This window comes from Acinetobacter sp. S54 (genome assembly GCF_016624945.1).
Classification (GTDB): domain Bacteria; phylum Pseudomonadota; class Gammaproteobacteria; order Pseudomonadales; family Moraxellaceae; genus Acinetobacter.
Genome location: NZ_JACVUI010000001.1, coordinates 422,403 through 437,571 on the forward strand (window position 1 = coordinate 422,403; position 15,169 = coordinate 437,571).

Annotated in this window: 18 protein-coding genes; 11 read left to right on the plus strand and 7 right to left on the minus strand. The window is 40.0% G+C overall.

Translation table 11 applies throughout. The features are described 5' to 3' along the window. Nucleotides 1–41: 41 nt before the first annotated feature. The 5 genes from IAE20_RS01855 to IAE20_RS01875 all read left to right on the plus strand — a co-directional run bounded on the left by IAE20_RS01855 (nucleotide 42) and on the right by IAE20_RS01875 (nucleotide 4,483). Nucleotides 42–668: a DUF1285 domain-containing protein gene (locus IAE20_RS01855; RefSeq protein WP_200481576.1), complete on the plus strand. Its 627-nt coding sequence runs from the start codon at nucleotides 42–44 to the stop codon at nucleotides 666–668. Between the two features lie 47 nt (nucleotides 669–715). Then, the gene (murI, locus tag IAE20_RS01860) at nucleotides 716–1,585 is read left to right on the plus strand and encodes a glutamate racemase (RefSeq protein WP_200481669.1); all 870 of its coding nucleotides are present in this window, start codon (nucleotides 716–718) and stop codon (nucleotides 1,583–1,585) included. A gap of 111 nt (nucleotides 1,586–1,696) precedes the next feature. After that, on the plus strand, nucleotides 1,697–2,722 hold the full coding sequence (locus IAE20_RS01865; RefSeq protein WP_200459224.1) for a DUF4062 domain-containing protein: 1,026 nt from the start codon (nucleotides 1,697–1,699) through the stop codon (nucleotides 2,720–2,722). Nucleotides 2,723–2,796: 74 nt separating this feature from the next. Next, the gene (hemH, locus tag IAE20_RS01870; RefSeq protein ID WP_200481575.1) at nucleotides 2,797–3,813 is read left to right on the plus strand and encodes a ferrochelatase; all 1,017 of its coding nucleotides are present in this window, start codon (nucleotides 2,797–2,799) and stop codon (nucleotides 3,811–3,813) included. A gap of 25 nt (nucleotides 3,814–3,838) precedes the next feature. After that, nucleotides 3,839–4,483, plus strand: coding sequence for an MBL fold metallo-hydrolase (locus IAE20_RS01875; protein ID WP_200481574.1), 645 nt, complete (start codon nucleotides 3,839–3,841; stop codon nucleotides 4,481–4,483). Between the two features lie 53 nt (nucleotides 4,484–4,536). On the opposite strand, the gene IAE20_RS01880 is transcribed toward IAE20_RS01875, so the two are convergent. Together IAE20_RS01880 and IAE20_RS01885 are read right to left on the minus strand one after the other, a co-directional pair. Further along, complete coding sequence (locus tag IAE20_RS01880) at nucleotides 4,537–4,713, minus strand: hypothetical protein (RefSeq protein ID WP_200459227.1); 177 nt, start codon at nucleotides 4,711–4,713, stop codon at nucleotides 4,537–4,539. Between the two features lie 136 nt (nucleotides 4,714–4,849). After that, entirely contained in the window at nucleotides 4,850–5,038 is a 189-nt protein-coding gene (locus tag IAE20_RS01885) for a DNA gyrase inhibitor YacG (RefSeq protein WP_200459228.1), read from the minus strand. A 96-nt stretch (nucleotides 5,039–5,134) separates the two neighbouring features. Here IAE20_RS01885 and IAE20_RS01890 point away from each other — a divergent pair, with 96 nt between their 5' ends. Then, nucleotides 5,135–5,773 (plus strand): SAM-dependent methyltransferase, encoded by a 639-nt coding sequence (locus IAE20_RS01890; RefSeq protein ID WP_200481573.1) that lies wholly within the window; start codon nucleotides 5,135–5,137, stop codon nucleotides 5,771–5,773. After that, nucleotides 5,763–6,977, plus strand: coding sequence for a TIGR03862 family flavoprotein (locus tag IAE20_RS01895; protein WP_200481572.1), 1,215 nt, complete (start codon nucleotides 5,763–5,765; stop codon nucleotides 6,975–6,977). The genes IAE20_RS01890 and IAE20_RS01895 overlap by 11 nt, the downstream gene beginning before the upstream one ends. Here IAE20_RS01895 and IAE20_RS01900 read toward each other — a convergent pair. Both IAE20_RS01900 and IAE20_RS01905 read right to left on the minus strand, forming a co-directional pair. Further along, nucleotides 6,955–8,115, minus strand: coding sequence for an FAD-dependent oxidoreductase (locus IAE20_RS01900; protein ID WP_200481571.1), 1,161 nt, complete (start codon nucleotides 8,113–8,115; stop codon nucleotides 6,955–6,957). The two genes, IAE20_RS01895 and IAE20_RS01900, sit on opposite strands and share 23 nt — an antisense overlap. Nucleotides 8,116–8,152: 37 nt before the next feature. Beyond that, nucleotides 8,153–8,908, minus strand: coding sequence for a helix-turn-helix domain-containing protein (locus tag IAE20_RS01905; RefSeq protein WP_200481570.1), 756 nt, complete (start codon nucleotides 8,906–8,908; stop codon nucleotides 8,153–8,155). 181 nt (nucleotides 8,909–9,089) lie between these two features. Here IAE20_RS01905 and IAE20_RS01910 point away from each other — a divergent pair, with 181 nt between their 5' ends. The 4 genes from IAE20_RS01910 (at nucleotide 9,090) to IAE20_RS01925 (ending at nucleotide 12,392) form a co-directional block, all read left to right on the plus strand. Further along, on the plus strand, nucleotides 9,090–9,503 hold the full coding sequence (locus tag IAE20_RS01910) for a GFA family protein (RefSeq protein WP_200459233.1): 414 nt from the start codon (nucleotides 9,090–9,092) through the stop codon (nucleotides 9,501–9,503). A 255-nt stretch (nucleotides 9,504–9,758) separates the two neighbouring features. Then, entirely contained in the window at nucleotides 9,759–10,754 is a 996-nt protein-coding gene (locus tag IAE20_RS01915) for a DUF1852 domain-containing protein (RefSeq protein ID WP_200481569.1), read from the plus strand. Nucleotides 10,755–10,778: 24 nt separating this feature from the next. Beyond that, nucleotides 10,779–11,810: a methionine synthase gene (locus IAE20_RS01920; protein WP_200481568.1), complete on the plus strand. Its 1,032-nt coding sequence runs from the start codon at nucleotides 10,779–10,781 to the stop codon at nucleotides 11,808–11,810. Nucleotides 11,811–11,888: 78 nt separating this feature from the next. Continuing rightward, nucleotides 11,889–12,392 carry a flavin reductase gene (locus IAE20_RS01925; RefSeq protein WP_200481668.1) on the plus strand — a complete coding sequence of 168 codons (504 nt, stop codon included), beginning with the start codon at nucleotides 11,889–11,891 and terminating at the stop codon, nucleotides 12,390–12,392. Nucleotides 12,393–12,700: 308 nt separating this feature from the next. Here IAE20_RS01925 and IAE20_RS01930 read toward each other — a convergent pair whose 3' ends face one another. From IAE20_RS01930 to IAE20_RS01940, 3 genes are all read right to left on the minus strand, one after another. Next, a complete protein-coding gene (locus IAE20_RS01930) occupies nucleotides 12,701–13,033 on the minus strand; it encodes a HopJ type III effector protein (protein WP_200459236.1) in 333 nt (110 codons plus the stop codon). A 252-nt stretch (nucleotides 13,034–13,285) separates the two neighbouring features. Beyond that, nucleotides 13,286–13,534, minus strand: a complete 249-nt coding sequence (locus IAE20_RS01935) for a type B 50S ribosomal protein L31 (protein WP_120369789.1) — start codon at nucleotides 13,532–13,534, stop codon at nucleotides 13,286–13,288. A 98-nt stretch (nucleotides 13,535–13,632) separates the two neighbouring features. Next, nucleotides 13,633–14,925 carry an ABC1 kinase family protein gene (locus IAE20_RS01940; protein WP_200481567.1) on the minus strand — a complete coding sequence of 431 codons (1,293 nt, stop codon included), beginning with the start codon at nucleotides 14,923–14,925 and terminating at the stop codon, nucleotides 13,633–13,635. Between the last annotated feature and the right edge of the window lie 244 nt (nucleotides 14,926–15,169).

The following is a 15,169-nucleotide window of genomic DNA, read 5'->3' on the forward strand; positions in this document are numbered from 1 at the left end:
GGCTGAGTCGTTATATTTTCTCGTCAGCAAGGGCATAAACCATGGTAAATCAAAATCATTCATCTCAAGAGACGAAGCAGACAACATCGTTAGATGATAAAAACTTAATGAGTATCGCACAATATCTAAAACATGCACAGCAAAGTCACAAAAGGTCAATTCCCCCTCTTGACCAATGGCACCCAAAGCATTGCGGCAAAATGGATCTGCTGGTAAAAGCCAATGGAGAATGGTGGCACGAAGGTCAATTGATCAGACGACAGGCACTTTTAGACCTATTTTCTAAAGTGCTTTGGAAAGAAGAGGGAAAATTTTATTTAAAAACACCTGTTGAGCAGATTGAAATTGAAGTCGAAGACGAACCTTTACTGGTCAATCAGGTTGAACAAATTGAGATTGAGTCTAAATCTTTTATCCAATTAACCACAACCAATCAGGATGTAGTGATTGTCGATGAATCCCATCCAATTTTTATGCGTGGTTATCCAAATGAAGCAGGAGATAGCGAATTACGCCCTTATGTTCATGTGCGTTTTGGTATTAATGCCTTGATCCAGCGTGCGGCTTTTTATCACTTAATTGAGTTGGGTAATTTGACTGAAAACTCAGATGGCGACACTATTTTAACGTTAAAAAGTGGTGATTTGCTCTTGCATTTAAGCAGTTGAGGTTTAAGCTTAATCTTGAATCTGAGACGATGGATTTACTCGCAGAAATGACCGCCATACAACCTATTTATTCTGAACTTGATCCAAGACCTAAAGCATCTAAAGATGCACCGATTGGTATTTTTGATTCAGGAGTCGGCGGCTTAACTATTGCGCAGGAAATCGTCCAGCATTTACCCAATGAACAAATTATTTATTTTGCTGATACTGCGCATGTGCCTTATGGTTCGCGTTCAGATCAGGAGATCCGACAGTTAACTGCACAAGCGATTGAATGGTTATATCGTCGTGGGTGTAAAATGGCAGTCGTAGCGTGTAATACAGCCTCTGCGTTTAGTCTGGATTATTTGCGTGAACATTATGGAGAGTCTTTTCCGATAGTGGGCTTAGTGCCTGCATTGAAACCTGCCGTATTGCAGAGTCAGTCTAAAGTGGTTGCGGTACTCGCCACCCCTGCAACATTTCGCGGACAACTGATTAAAGATGTAATCCAGAACTTTGCCCATCCAGCAGGTGTAAAAGTATTACCTGTGACCTCTTTGCAACTCGTTCCATTCATTGAGGCAGGACAACAGTTGAGTCCAGCTTGCTTAAATGTTTTACATCAATGTCTGCAACCTGTGATTGATCAACATGCTGATTCTTTAGTATTAGGTTGTACCCATTATCCATTTTTAAAAGAAGCGATCACCCGCCTTTTTGGGGAAAAACTGACATTAATTGACTCTGGATTGGCTGTGGCGCGCCAAACTGCCCGTATTTTGATTAAAAATGAGTTATTATTTGACGAAATTCGTCAGAATCATTTGCAAATTGAATGTTTTGTCAGCGGAAATAATGCAGATGAGCTAAAGTTTGTGTTAAAACATATGATTAGTGAGCATATTATTTGGCGTATTCAAAATATCGACCGCTAAATGTATGTGAATCTGATGTAAATGCTTGTGTTTTAAATTTAATTTGGGGATGTGTATATTCATTGCATCACAGGGAACGTGATGAGGAATATAATGTTTTAGGGGATAACCATGCTGGATAAGCGTTATCAGGTCTTTATTTCAACTTCTGGTGCAGATATGCAACCAGAACGTATGGTGTTAGCACAAACACTGATTGGAATGGGATTTTTTTCATGGGGGCTAGAGCAGCGCACGCCACTGAGCACGGCTATTGCACGTCGTCAGATTGACGATTGTGATTATGTGGTCTTGCTATTGGGCAGTCAGTATGGGGAACAATCTGTTTCAGGTGTAAGTTATATGCACCTCGAATATATTTATGCAGTAACTAAGCAAAAACCGATTATTGTATTTATGCATGAGGCTCCTGAAAGCCGGGATGCTGCATTACAAGATACTAAATCTGAATTAAAAGAAAAATTTAGTGAGTTTCGTAAACAACTTCAACAGGAAGTTGATCAGGTTTTTTGTTATCGCAGCTTACGGGATTTGGAGTTGGCTGTACGCTTTAATATGTCGCAAATGCTTGAGCGTTATCCTGTATCGGGTTGGGTGAGACCACAAAACACACAGGTTTTGCAAGATGAAATTGATAGCCTGCGAGCCAAAGTCACCCGTTTGGAAACTGAGCTGGGTAAGCGAGAAAATGACCCACTTGTTGTCATGCCAAAAGTTTATACCAACGAAATCTATTCTTTTGAATATCGAGTTCATGCTTATCAGGATGGTAATTTTCAGGAACTTAAACCTGAACGTAAGTTGAGCTGGTTGCAAATATTATCCATATTAAGTGTGGTTTTTAAAATCCCAACGCCAGAGGAATATTTTTCCAAACGAATTAATGATTATCTCAACGAAACAGGGCTAGAAGATGCGCGATTGGTGTTGCCTCGTGCCCATGCGGTAGCACGATCACAAATCAATATTCGCGCTTTGCATCATATTAAAATGCAGATGCGTCAAAATGATTGGATTGTTCCCACAGGTCGAGATGAAAGACAGCGGTTATTATGGCAAATGACTCCAAAAGCTTTAAAATTACTAGAGAGTTATGCGACTGAAAACAATCGTGCTTCTCAGGTAAAAACAAACTGAACATTCATTTATCCACACGCGTAAAACTGTTAAAGTAAGACATTCGAGATATTTTCTTCATGATGGAAACATAAATGTCTGTTGCTGCATCCAAGCCAAAAGTGACCGTTATTTTAGCCAATTTGGGAACACCTGATGCAGCCACTATTCCCGCCGTACGACAGTTTTTAAAGCAATTCTTGTCCGATCAGCGTGTGATCGAAATTCCTAAACTGTTGTGGCAGATTATTTTGCGCTGTTTTGTTTTACCTTTTCGTCCTAGGCGTGTGGCACATGCGTATGCGAGTGTATGGCGTGCCGACTCTCCGATGCGGGAAATCCTATTCGCACAAACAGCAGTTTTAAAGCATGAATTGATAGAAAGATATCCTCAATTTGATGTGAGTGTGGTTCCAGCGATGACTTATGGCCAACCTGGCATTACGTCTTTATTGCAAAAACTTGCACAAAACCCTCAGGATCATATTATTTTACTGCCCTTATTCCCGCAATATTCTGCTACCTCCACAGCCCCTCTTTATGATGCTTTTGCCAGATGGATTCCTGAGCAACGTAACCTACCTGGCTTAACGATTGTTAAAGAATACTACCGTCATCCTTTATTTATTCAGGCTTTGGTGCAGAGTATTCAGGATTTTCAAGCTCAACATGGAGTACCTGAAAAACTGCTGATGTCCTTTCATGGCATTCCCCAGCCTTATGCAGATAAAGGGGATCCTTATGCTGATCAATGTCGGGAAACCGCTCGCTTGGTTGCTCAAGCGATGGGACTAGCGCCCGATCAGTGGGCAATTAGTTTTCAGTCACGTTTTGGCAAGCAGGAGTGGGTTAAGCCTTATACTGATGAATTGCTTTCACAATGGGCAGAGCAGGGCGTAAAATCTGTACAGATTCTGAGTCCAGCCTTTTCCGCAGATTGTCTGGAAACTTTAGAAGAGCTTGCCATTCAAAATGCCGAATTGTTCTTAAAAGCTGGTGGAGAGTCTTACCAATATATTCCTGCGTTGAATGATTCAAATGCACATTTACAGTTGCTTCGCCAATTACTCCAAGCACATTTGAGTGCGCTTGAAATTACCTTAGCCCATTAAGCCATTTTTCTGCCAGAGGTTGTTTATGCTGCAAGTTAAAATCGTTCCTGTGACTGCTTTTGCTCAAAACTGTTCTATTCTTTGGGACATTGAAACTAAAGAAGCAGTTTTGATTGATGCAGGCGGCGATGCAGATAAGCTCAAACAAGAAGTGGATGCTTTAGGGCTGCAAGTTAAAGCTCTTTGGTTGACACACGGACATCTGGATCATGCCGGTGCGGTGGGTGAGTTATCCAGAATCTGGGATATTCCAGTGATTGGGCCACATCAGGAGGATAAATTCTGGTTAGACATGATTCAGGAGGTTTCCGCACGTTACGGTTTTCCTATTCCAGAACCTGTACATGTTAATCAATGGCTGGAAGGTGGCGAAGTTTTGGCATTAGGTACGCACCAGTTTGAAGTACGTTTTGCACCTGGACATACACCAGGTCACGTGATGTTTTATAATCCCCAACATGCTTTGTTATGGACAGGGGACGTGTTGTTTAAAGGTTCGATTGGTCGTACTGATTTTCCGAAAGGAAATCACCAGCAATTATTAGATTCGATCCAGCGTGAATGTTTTAGCTTACCTGATGATACCCAGTTCATTTCAGGGCATGGGCCTATGAGCAGCATCGGTTATGAAAAACAGTTTAATCCTTTTGTTGCGGGTAAGGCGGGTTAGAGGATACTAAATAAATAGGACAATGACTGAACTTGCAATCATTGTCCTATGGGTCAGGAATGAAATAAACTATGAAATCGTTGTTTGGCTTCCCATGCGACTAAACCACTTGCAGCAGCAAACAGTAAAGCAATCACAAATAAAACGCCGTCCGAAGCGATAAGGCCTAAAACAAGGAAGATCAAACAGCAAATAGCAAAAGCGCCAAAAAGTATTCTCAATAAAATCATCCAAATTCTCCTATAAAGAGAAGATTTGTATTATTGACAAGTATTTTAGGCGCTGTATGTTTAATTTTGTTTACAAATCACACGATTTTAGAAGAATTTTGCAACTAAATATAATGGATATTGATTAAAATTTAACTCAGTCATCGTAATCATCAGGACGGCCATTTCCTGAGCTAGGCGCATCTTGAGTTTGTAATTTATAGTCTTCGTTTGCCCAAGCACCTAGATCAATCAGTTTGCAACGCTCTGAACAAAAGGGACGAAACTCATTGTCTTCCCATACAGATGGTTCGCCGCAACGTGGACAGGGAAATGTGCGTGGCATAGTAAAATCCTCAAATTCGTTATCAAGATATTAGGCAAAGCTTAAATCACTTGTTAGACTTAGCCTGATTTCAATACCTAGTTTGAATAGTTTGCTGTGATTATTTCGATTCGTCAATTTCAAGCCCAGCGTATGCAGGCACCTCGTGACTTTAATCCAATTGAAAATACACCGATTTGTGTAGAAATTGGGGCGGGTAAGGGTAAACATGCATTGCTATTTAGTGAACAACATCCAGAACAAACATTATTTGCAATTGAGCGAACCAAAGAAAAATTTTTGGCGATGCAGAAACAACAAGAATTGGAACGACGAGATAATTTATGTCCGATTCATGCAGATGCTTTACCGTGGATGGTACATGCGCTTTATCCGCAGCAAGTACAACAGTTTTTTATTCTTTACCCTAATCCTGAGCCGCATAACCCTGCCCAGCGCTGGTTAAATATGCCTTTTTTTGAGTTTTTACTTTCACGTTTAACACCACGAGGTACGATTACTTTAGCCAGTAATATTCCGGGTTATATTGATGAAGCAGAACAACAAGTACAGCAACTTTGGCACTTGCCTTATGTAAAACAACAAATTGAATCTGATTCGGCACGGACACATTTTGAGATCAAATATCTTGAACGTGGTGAGTTATGCCAACAATTATTGATAACCAAACCTGTCGACTATTGCACCCGTTTTGATGGATTTATGCCATTACTAGGACACAATCATGCCGAATAAGCAGATCGTGATTGTTGGGGCAGGTCCCGCAGGTCTGGCATGTGCTGAGATTTTATCCGAACTGGGTGATTACCACATTACTGTTTACGAACAAAAACCATCAGCGGCGCGTAAATTTTTAATGGCAGGCAAAACCGGTCTAAATATTAGTCATGTTGAAGATTTAGACATTTTTATTTCGCGTTACGACCATGCTGAATGGTTACGCCCGATGATTAAACTTTGCAATGCTGAGACGATTCAGGCATGGATGAAAGGTTTGGGGATTGAATCCTATATAGGTAGTTCAGGGCGGATTTTTCCCAATGAAATGAAAGCTGCGCCATTGTTACGCGCATGGCTCAAACGTTTACAGGAACGCGGCGTTAAGTTTTTCTATCGCCATCAAGTAATGACGATGAACTCACTTGAATTAACCGTATTGGACCTATCACATCAGCAGCAACATACATTAAAAGCCGATGCGATCATACTGGCTTGTGGTGCTGTTTCATGGCCGCAATTGGGCAGTGATGGTCAATGGCAACACTGGCTTGATCCTTGTGTTATTCAACCATTTAGCGCAAGTAATGTCGGTGTTCTGGTTAAGTGGTCAAGGTATTTGCAGCCAATTTTTGGACAGCCCTTGAAGCGTATCAAGGCATGGGCTGAAGGGCGAACCCCGCAGTTTGGTGAAATGGTTATCAGCCATTATGGACTTGAAGGCGGTTTGGTTTATCGGTGTAATCGTGATTTGCGTGAAACCATGAAAATTCAGAACTCAACGATTTTATATCTGGATTTACTTCCTGATTGGGATCAAACCCAGATTCTACACAAATTACAACAAGGCAAAAAACAGTCTTTAAATACGTTATGGCAAAAGATTGGGCTGGATAAAACTAAAATTGCCTTAATCCGTGATGTAGTAAGCAAAGCAGACTGGAATGATGCGCTAAAAATGGCTCAACATATCAAACAACTTGTTATTCAGATACACGGCTTGCGTCCTGTTGAAGAAGCAATTAGCTGTGCAGGAGGAGTTCGGTTAGAGGCACTTGATAAAGATCTGATGCTAAAAAACAGCCCTCATATTTTTGCTTGTGGTGAAATGCTGGATTGGGATGCGCCGACAGGGGGGTATTTGTTGACGGCCTGTTTAGCGACAGGCCGATGGGCAGGCGCGGGTGTACATCAAAGACTTAATGCACCTGAAAAAAGTTGAGCATGTTTTTTAGGGCATCTGGTGCATGCATGCGTTCACCATTTTCCAAAGAATACTTTGCCATTTCTGCTGCTCGTATACGCATTTCGTCTTCATAGGCAGCAATCGCCACTTGCAGCGAAGAGAATTGCCCCGAACATAAATACTCACTCAGGTTTAAAGCATCTAGCATCGCAACATTTACGCCTTCGCCCGCAAAAGGTGGCATCACATGTGCGGCATCGCCAATGAGTGTTAAATTTGATTTCGTCTGCCAAGTCTGGTCCAGAGGCATACAATAAATAGGACGAGGAATCAAGGGAAGGGAAGTATGTTCAAACAGCTCAGACCAGATCGGATCCCATTCTAGATAAAAATGATTGAACCATTGTTTGATTTGGATTTGATCTGAATACATCGCTTGATGAACGTTTGTCCATGTTTGATCCGCTTTAAAGCTGGCATAAAAGCCAATCTCATGATGGGCTTTTTGTCCCATTAATAGATTTTTCTGATTGCCAAAAGCCATGATTTTGCCGCCATTTAGCAATTGATTTATCTGTGGTGCAGTTTGCTCAGCATTGGCAATATAGCCTTCTAGCATCGTGATACCCGTATAAAAAGCCTGAATATCTGTAAGGTAAGGGCGAACTTTAGAGTTTGCACCATCAGCAGCAATGACTAGATCTGCATAAACAGGACGTTTATTGTTAAAGTTTAATAGCCAGCCTTCTGCTTGTGTTTGCATGGAAATGAATTGATGATCCCATTGCACTGTGTTGGGTAATAAAGACTCGAGTAAGATTTTTCTTAAAGCCCCACGGTCGATTTCAGGTCGAAAATCAGGATCGCCAAACTTTGGCTGATGTTGATCATCATGGTCGCTTAGAAAAACGTTGGCCTGTTCATTCATGATCTTTTTACGATCTGCCTGAGGCATAAAATGTTGTTTAAATTGGTCGAGTAACCCTGATTTTTGCAGTGCTTTTAATCCCGAGTCTTGATGTAAATCCAGAGGAGAACCCTGTACACGGGCATGCTGATTTAAATCCCGTTCAAATACTGTCACGTGCATATTTTGAAGTTGTAATAAACGTGCAAGCGTCAATCCCGCCGGTCCACCCCCAATAATGGCTATTTTTTTGTTTTTTAAAAGCATATTTTTCTCTGATAAATATTTAAAATATAGAGAAACTTTACTCGGAGGGTAACACTAAGAATTGTACAAATCGGTCATTGTGATTGAGTTTAAGTTGTTTGGGGGATACGCCTGAAAATTTCTTAATATGTTTTATGAAATGCGATTGATCAGCAAAATGCTGTTCAGGAAATAATCGTCCATTTCGGATGGATTCAAAAGACGCCTTAAAGCGCAGAATATCACAATAAGTTTTTAAAGAAATTCCAAACTTTTCAGTAAAATAGCGATGAATCTGGCGACGACTCCAGTGAACCTGCTCTGAAAGTTCGGCCACGCTCAAACCGCCACGAGATTGATAAAGTAACTGAAATAATTTCTGTTTTCTCGAATCAATATGTTGAGGTAAAAGAGAGCCTATTTTTTTCGATGCTTTTTTACAAAATAGATCGAAGTCCAACAAATCTAGGGGTTCAAAATCCCAGAATTGGGCAGGCAGATATTCTGCATAATTGAGCAAATTAGAAATGGATTTTCCTAAGAGATATTCCACAGCCAATAGCTTAAAACTGATAGAAAAGATTAAAGCATTACCTTGTAAGATAACGGCTTGAGGTTTGGTTTCTAATCCTGAACAGACAATTTGAAAGGACTGCGTAGACGATTGAGATAAAGTTAAATCCATGCGACCATCCGGTAAGACAATGATTTCTTTAGCTTCATCAGAGCAATTATGCAACATCCAAAAACTTTCTACATAATGTGATAAAGCGGGGTCGGCTTCGATGAGTTTAAATTTCAGATCATTATTCATATTGTAATTTGTAGTTGATTCATCTATAGGATAAGGTGGGATGGGATCAGATTTTATTGAAAGATTTTTTCTTAGGTGATGACTGATTATATGATAGCTGAAAATCGAAGTTTTGATGGCCAGTATGATCCATCATTTTCAATGAATTGAGTATACATATAGAACTGCAAGGATATTAAGGATGTCACAAGCTACAATTTTGTCTGGAAGCTGTTTATGCCAAGGTATTCGTTATGAAATCTCGGGGCAAGGACTGGGTGATATTATTCAGTGTCATTGCCAGCGTTGTCGCAAAGCCAACGGTACAGCTTATGCTACGAACACGCCTGTGCATGTGAATGATTTTAAGATTGTGCAAGGTGAACATCTCCTCAAGAAATATCAGTCTACCCCGACCACAGAACGCTGTTTTTGTAGTGAATGTGGCTCACCGATCATGAGCATTAAACTGGATACGCCAGAATTTTATCGTTTGCGTATTGGTACTTTAGACAGCAAAATCGAGCAGAAACCGAGCATGCATATTTTTGCTGCACATAAAGCAGAGTGGGATACGATTTGTGACGATTTGCCGCAATATGCGGAGCGACCTTAGCAGAGGGCGCTAAAATTTATTGATTAACTCCCTCATAAAAATGTAAATGCTGAATCCTATAAATTATTCATAGTCCATGATTCTTCAGGGGTTATTTCAAGATCATCTATCTGGGACATGCTTGCTTAATCCGTTCTCAATATAAACGAAATTCATAAGATGAATTTTGCTCATCTTTTGTTGAAACAAAATCGTTTTTATTCATGTAGCAATTTAGGTATAAATTGCAGCATAGAGATAGGGTAGCAGATCAAAATGAGCCAAGACTTTACATTTGCGCTTAAGCGCATTCGTTTCGATGAAAATTATCATCCTTCAGACAATACACGTATCACCACCAACTTTGCGAATTTGGCCAGAGGGGCAAGTCGCCAAGAGAATTTGCGTAATACCTTAAGAATGATTGACAATCGTTTCAATGCATTGGCACATTGGGATAATCCAAAGGCGGATCGTTATTCTGTTGAACTCGACATTATTTCGGTTGATATTGACGTTGAAGGTAATGGTGAAACTTTCCCGACGATTGAAATCTTAAAAACCAATATTATTGATCACAAAACTCAGCAACGTATTGAAGGTATTGTTGGAAATAATTTTTCCTCCTATGTACGCGATTATGATTTTAGTGTGTTACTGCTTGAACATAATAAAGATCAAGCCAAATTTAGTACACCAGAAAACTATGGTGAGTTACATGGGAAAATTTTTAAATCTTTTGTAGATTCAAATACCTTTAAAGAAAACTTTAGTAAGCAACCTGTTATTTGTCTTAGTGTTTCAACGACTAAAACTTATCATCGGACAACGAATGAACATCCAGTCCTGGGTGTTGAATATCAGCAAGATGCATATTCTTTAACTGATGAGTATTTCGCAAAAATGGGGTTACAGGTACGTTATTTCATGCCTGCAAATAGCGTCGCACCTTTGGCATTTTATTTTCGTGGTGATTTACTGACCGACTACACTGACCTTGAGTTAATCGGCACGATTAGTACCATGGAGACGTTCCAAAAGATTTATCGTCCTGAGATTTACAATGCCAACTCTGCGGCTGGAGAAGTGTATCAGCCAAGTCTTAAGCACCAAGATTATTCATTAACCCGAATTGTTTATGATCGTGAAGAACGCGGTCAGTTAGCAGTTAAACAAGGTAAATGGACAGAAGAGAACTTTATCAAGCCTTACCAAGCGATTTTGGATCAATGGGCTGCCAATTACGCTGACAAACACTACGCTGCTGTGTAACCTCAAGATAGAAGATTATTGATTATGAAACGATTATTACCGACGTCAACTGCTGGCAGTTTACCAAAACCCTCTTGGATTGCTGAACCTGAAAAACTCTGGTCACCGTGGAAATTGCAAGGTGATGAATTAGTACAAGGCAAACGGGATGCTTTACTTGTATCACTGCAAGAACAACTTCATGCGGGGATTGATATTGTTAGTGATGGTGAACAAACGCGCCAACATTTTGTCACCACATTCATTGAGCATCTGGATGGCGTTGACTTTGAAAAACGTGAAACGGTTCGGATTCGTAACCGTTATGATGCAAGTGTTCCTACAGTAGTGGGGGCAGTATCTCGCCATAAACCAGTTTTTGTGGAAGATGCCAAGTTTTTACGCCAGCAAACCCAACAACCGATTAAATGGGCGCTGCCTGGTCCAATGACCATGATCGATACATTGTATGATGCTCATTATAAAAGTCGTGAAAAATTAGCTTGGGAATTTGCTAAAATTCTAAATCAGGAAGCCAGAGAATTAGAGGCTGCGGGGGTTGATATTATCCAATTTGATGAACCTGCATTTAACGTATTTTTTGACGAAGTAAATGATTGGGGCGTTGCAACCTTAGAGCGAGCGCTTGAAGGTCTTAAATGTGAAACAGCCGTACATATTTGCTATGGTTATGGAATCAAAGCCAATACAGACTGGAAAAAGACTTTAGGGTCAGAATGGCGCCAATACGAAGAAGCTTTTCCAAAATTACAACAATCTAAAATCGACATTATTTCACTGGAATGCCACAACTCCCGTGTGCCAATGGATTTGATTGAACTAATTCGTGGTAAAAAAGTGATGGTAGGTGCCATTGACGTCGCAACCAATACGATTGAAAGTCCTGAAGAAGTGGCAGATACATTACGTAAAGCGCTACAGTTTGTTGATGCAGATAAGCTTTATCCATCAACCAATTGTGGTATGACACCTTTATCTCGAGAAGTGGCGAGAGGAAAATTGCAAGCGCTTAGTGCAGGTGCAGAAATCATCCGAAAAGAACTCTCAAACGGGTAATCAAGGGTATAGTCAGATGTAACGGGTGGGTGGTTTGATCTCAAGATCAAACTACGAACCTTGGTGAGGAATAAAATGATGATTGACGCAGCAGACTTTAGAAATGCGATGTCTTTGTTAACAAGTGCTGTCAGTGTCGTGACCACAGCAGGCTTGTCGGGTCGCTATGGTTTCACTGCATCTGCTGTATGTAGTGTAACGGATACCCCTCCGACATTATTAGTCTGTATGAATAAAGCCTCTAGTTCTCACTTACATTTTTTAGAAAATAAAATCTTAACTGTAAATGTGTTAGGTGCCCATCATCAGGAAATTTCTAAAGCATTTTCGTCAAAATTAACTCCAGAGCAAAGATTTGAGTATGGATTTTGGACAGAACTTGAAACAGGCGCGCCTGTTTTAGAAGATGCTTTAGTGAATTTCGATTGTGAAGTGGATCAAATTCAGGAAGTTGGAACGCATACGATTTTTATATGCCGAATTGTGGCGATTCAGCAAAGCCAGCATGACCAAAGTTTGGTGTATTTTAATCGTGGCTACCATCATGTGGGACGTCATGTGGATCAGGTTGAAAGCGCATAAGCTTGGATTTTCCAAATTATTCTGCGAACTTGTATGCTATTTTATCTCGCATCGATATGAATAAACTTCTAAAATTTCTTCAGTTATCGCTGTGTAAGTCATGGCTTACATCGATTCAGGAAAATTGCCAATAGCCAGCTCAGTACTAATTTCCTATGATGAACCCATACAGAACAGGATGTTCGAAGACATAAAACAACCATAATAAGTTAATCATCAGGATCGTGAGGGATGACAGGAGTTGACCCTAAGACGTAAATACGAAAAACCCGGACAGGATGTCTGGGTTTTTTTATTTTGGTCTTATCTTATTTGGCAGTGAGTGCCTGACCTTCAAAGGTTATACCTTCCCAACCATGTTGCATGAACTGACGAATATTTTGATGGTCGGTACCTTCTGGTGTCGCAAGAACTGCTGCATAGTGTTCTGCAAATAAACTTAAGGTTTGTGCTTGATCCAAACCTTCAACTTTAGCAAAAGAAAATACTTTGGCACTGCCTTGATTTTCAGTTGCGGCATTTTGTTGCTGACCATTTTTAAACGCTGTTGGGGTATGTTCAAAACGTGACTCAATATGCGCCAAAACATCCGCAAACTTGGCTTCGCCGTTTTGAAGCTGTTTCAATAGTTCCTGTATCATGATTTTCCGTGATTCAATAACATGTCAAAAGTAGGCTCAAGCATAGCATTGAATCCACAGATGTCAGTAGGGCATCGAGAAAATAAGACTGGAAAAAAGAATCAGTTTGAATAAATGGTAGTGCAAAATTGTGGATAACTTTGTGTTTATACACAAGGCCGAAATTCTGGCCAAAAAAAGAAGCCTAAGTGGAGGAGATAGTTGCTTAGGCTTCGAATAAAGTCAGTATAAAATGAAAAACTTAAAGCAAGATTAACGTTTAAAGCGAGAAAAACGTTTATTAAAGCTTGCTACACGCCCTTCATTACTGGCTTGACGTACTTCACCTGTATAAAACGGATGCGACGCACTAGAAATATCCAAAGTCACATAAGGATAAGTCTTACCTTCATATTCACGTGTTTGCTTCGTTTGTATAGTACTACCAATGACAAAATAAGCATCTGCATTGGTGTCATGAAACAGCACTTCTTTATATTCAGGATGTATACCGTTACGCATAGAGAAACCCTCCAATTGAGTTATTGTGATATGTTATAATATTTCATAAAATAAGTCAAATGTAGTAAATATTCAAATTAAAATCATCATGTCTTAAATTAGTTGGGAACTAAATCTTCGAATAGATCATTTAGGTTATCATCAACTTTTAAATGAATCAGATTCCAATAATGTCCTGAAATAGTTCGATTGACCATTAAAGTGTCTGGCGATGGTTTAAATACATCCCAGTATTTTAAAGATTTTTTTACTAAAATGACGCAATCATGATGTGCAGAATTTTGAGCGAAGTCATATTGAGTAGTGAGTGGACGTAGTAACACTTCTAGCCATTGCAGATATAAATCCTGCGGAAATAGCCCTTTACCAGATAAGGCATGCAAAGCATCCAAATGGTTCTCGATCGCAGCAATATCCTGTTGGCGCGCGGCTTGTACAAGCTGTTTAAAATGTTCAACAATCTCAATATTCAGAGTTTTTACGCCACCAAAGTCATAAATAATCACACTACCATCTTCACGAAAAGCAAAATTGCCCGGATGAGGATCACAATGAAAACGCTTTAAGTAAAAAATTTCCTGACCCAAAGCTTGAATCAGGCGACGACCAATTTCATTACGAATCTCCACAGGCCATGTACTGGCTGTTTCAATCGATTCACCACGTTCTAGACTTAAGGTTAAAATACGGCGTGAAGAATAGTCTTTATAAACGCTTGGAATAATAATTTTATTGTCTAGTTGTTGATGAAATATTTTAAAAACTTCTAGATTTTGTGCTTCAATCTCATAATTTAATTCGGCAGAAAGGCTGTCGTGAATCTCTGCAAATAATTGATCTTGTAGTTTTTTATCAATTTTTAGTACTCCCATCAGGCGCAACGCTAAACGGACTTGTTTTAGATCACTCTCACAAGCTTCATCCACACCCGGATATTGTACCTTAACCACAACTTCTTGACCGCTTGGCAGGACCGCACGATGCACCTGACCAATAGATGCAGCGGCAAAAGGTTCAGGTTCAAACGACTGAAAAGCCGTCAGTAAAGGTTGACCTAACTCTTTTTCAACTTGTTGTTGAATGGCACTAAAGGGAACGGCAGGCGCTTGACGTTGTAATTTGGCAATGGCTTTGGCGACTTCAGGTGGAAAAATATCCTTATATTGCGAGGCGATTTGTCCAACCTTCATCACCGCGCCTTTCATCTCACCCAGCGTATCGGCAATTTGAATCCCGATATCCTGAAACAGTTTGGTTTTCGCCGCGATTTTTTGTTCATCATCTGCGGTTAAATTCCGAATCGAGCTCGAGACTGTTTTGGTGGCAATACTGGCAGTCATTCCCGCAAGTTTCATAAAGCGTCGACCCGGAGAACTCGTATTTTTAGCCATATCTATTTTACCTTTCTTCGCGCGCTGGATTCAGTCTTGATCATAGGTGACAAAGCTCGCATTGCCTACTTCAAATTGTTAATAAAAGACAATCTAATCTAAAAACAATTGCTTAAATATATTGCATTTTTTATGCAAAGTATTTCAAAAATCAATTCATAAACAATGCGTTAATCTCTATAACAAGCCTTTTTTTTTGGTGCTATGTTGATCTGCATACTCGAAGAACAATGATGAGATTTCC

What these genes read in the sequence shown, in the direction of transcription:
- IAE20_RS01930 (WP_200459236.1), bottom strand. Translation starts at nt 13,033, where the DNA reads ATGATACAGGAACTATTGAAACAGCTTCAAAACGGCGAAGCCAAGTTT.
- IAE20_RS01865 (WP_200459224.1), top strand. Translation starts at nt 1,697, where the DNA reads ATGCTGGATAAGCGTTATCAGGTCTTTATTTCAACTTCTGGTGCAGAT.
- hemH (WP_200481575.1), top strand. Translation starts at nt 2,797, where the DNA reads ATGTCTGTTGCTGCATCCAAGCCAAAAGTGACCGTTATTTTAGCCAAT.
- IAE20_RS01885 (WP_200459228.1), bottom strand. Translation starts at nt 5,038, where the DNA reads ATGCCACGCACATTTCCCTGTCCACGTTGCGGCGAACCATCTGTATGG.
- IAE20_RS01905 (WP_200481570.1), bottom strand. Translation starts at nt 8,908, where the DNA reads ATGAATAATGATCTGAAATTTAAACTCATCGAAGCCGACCCCGCTTTA.
- murI (WP_200481669.1), top strand. Translation starts at nt 716, where the DNA reads ATGACCGCCATACAACCTATTTATTCTGAACTTGATCCAAGACCTAAA.
- IAE20_RS01900 (WP_200481571.1), bottom strand. Translation starts at nt 8,115, where the DNA reads ATGCTTTTAAAAAACAAAAAAATAGCCATTATTGGGGGTGGACCGGCG.
- IAE20_RS01925 (WP_200481668.1), top strand. Translation starts at nt 11,889, where the DNA reads ATGATTGACGCAGCAGACTTTAGAAATGCGATGTCTTTGTTAACAAGT.
- IAE20_RS01895 (WP_200481572.1), top strand. Translation starts at nt 5,763, where the DNA reads ATGCCGAATAAGCAGATCGTGATTGTTGGGGCAGGTCCCGCAGGTCTG.
- IAE20_RS01910 (WP_200459233.1), top strand. Translation starts at nt 9,090, where the DNA reads ATGTCACAAGCTACAATTTTGTCTGGAAGCTGTTTATGCCAAGGTATT.
- IAE20_RS01940 (WP_200481567.1), bottom strand. Translation starts at nt 14,925, where the DNA reads ATGGCTAAAAATACGAGTTCTCCGGGTCGACGCTTTATGAAACTTGCG.
- IAE20_RS01880 (WP_200459227.1), bottom strand. Translation starts at nt 4,713, where the DNA reads ATGATTTTATTGAGAATACTTTTTGGCGCTTTTGCTATTTGCTGTTTG.
- IAE20_RS01915 (WP_200481569.1), top strand. Translation starts at nt 9,759, where the DNA reads ATGAGCCAAGACTTTACATTTGCGCTTAAGCGCATTCGTTTCGATGAA.
- IAE20_RS01935 (WP_120369789.1), bottom strand. Translation starts at nt 13,534, where the DNA reads ATGCGTAACGGTATACATCCTGAATATAAAGAAGTGCTGTTTCATGAC.
- IAE20_RS01855 (WP_200481576.1), top strand. Translation starts at nt 42, where the DNA reads ATGGTAAATCAAAATCATTCATCTCAAGAGACGAAGCAGACAACATCG.
- IAE20_RS01920 (WP_200481568.1), top strand. Translation starts at nt 10,779, where the DNA reads ATGAAACGATTATTACCGACGTCAACTGCTGGCAGTTTACCAAAACCC.
- IAE20_RS01875 (WP_200481574.1), top strand. Translation starts at nt 3,839, where the DNA reads ATGCTGCAAGTTAAAATCGTTCCTGTGACTGCTTTTGCTCAAAACTGT.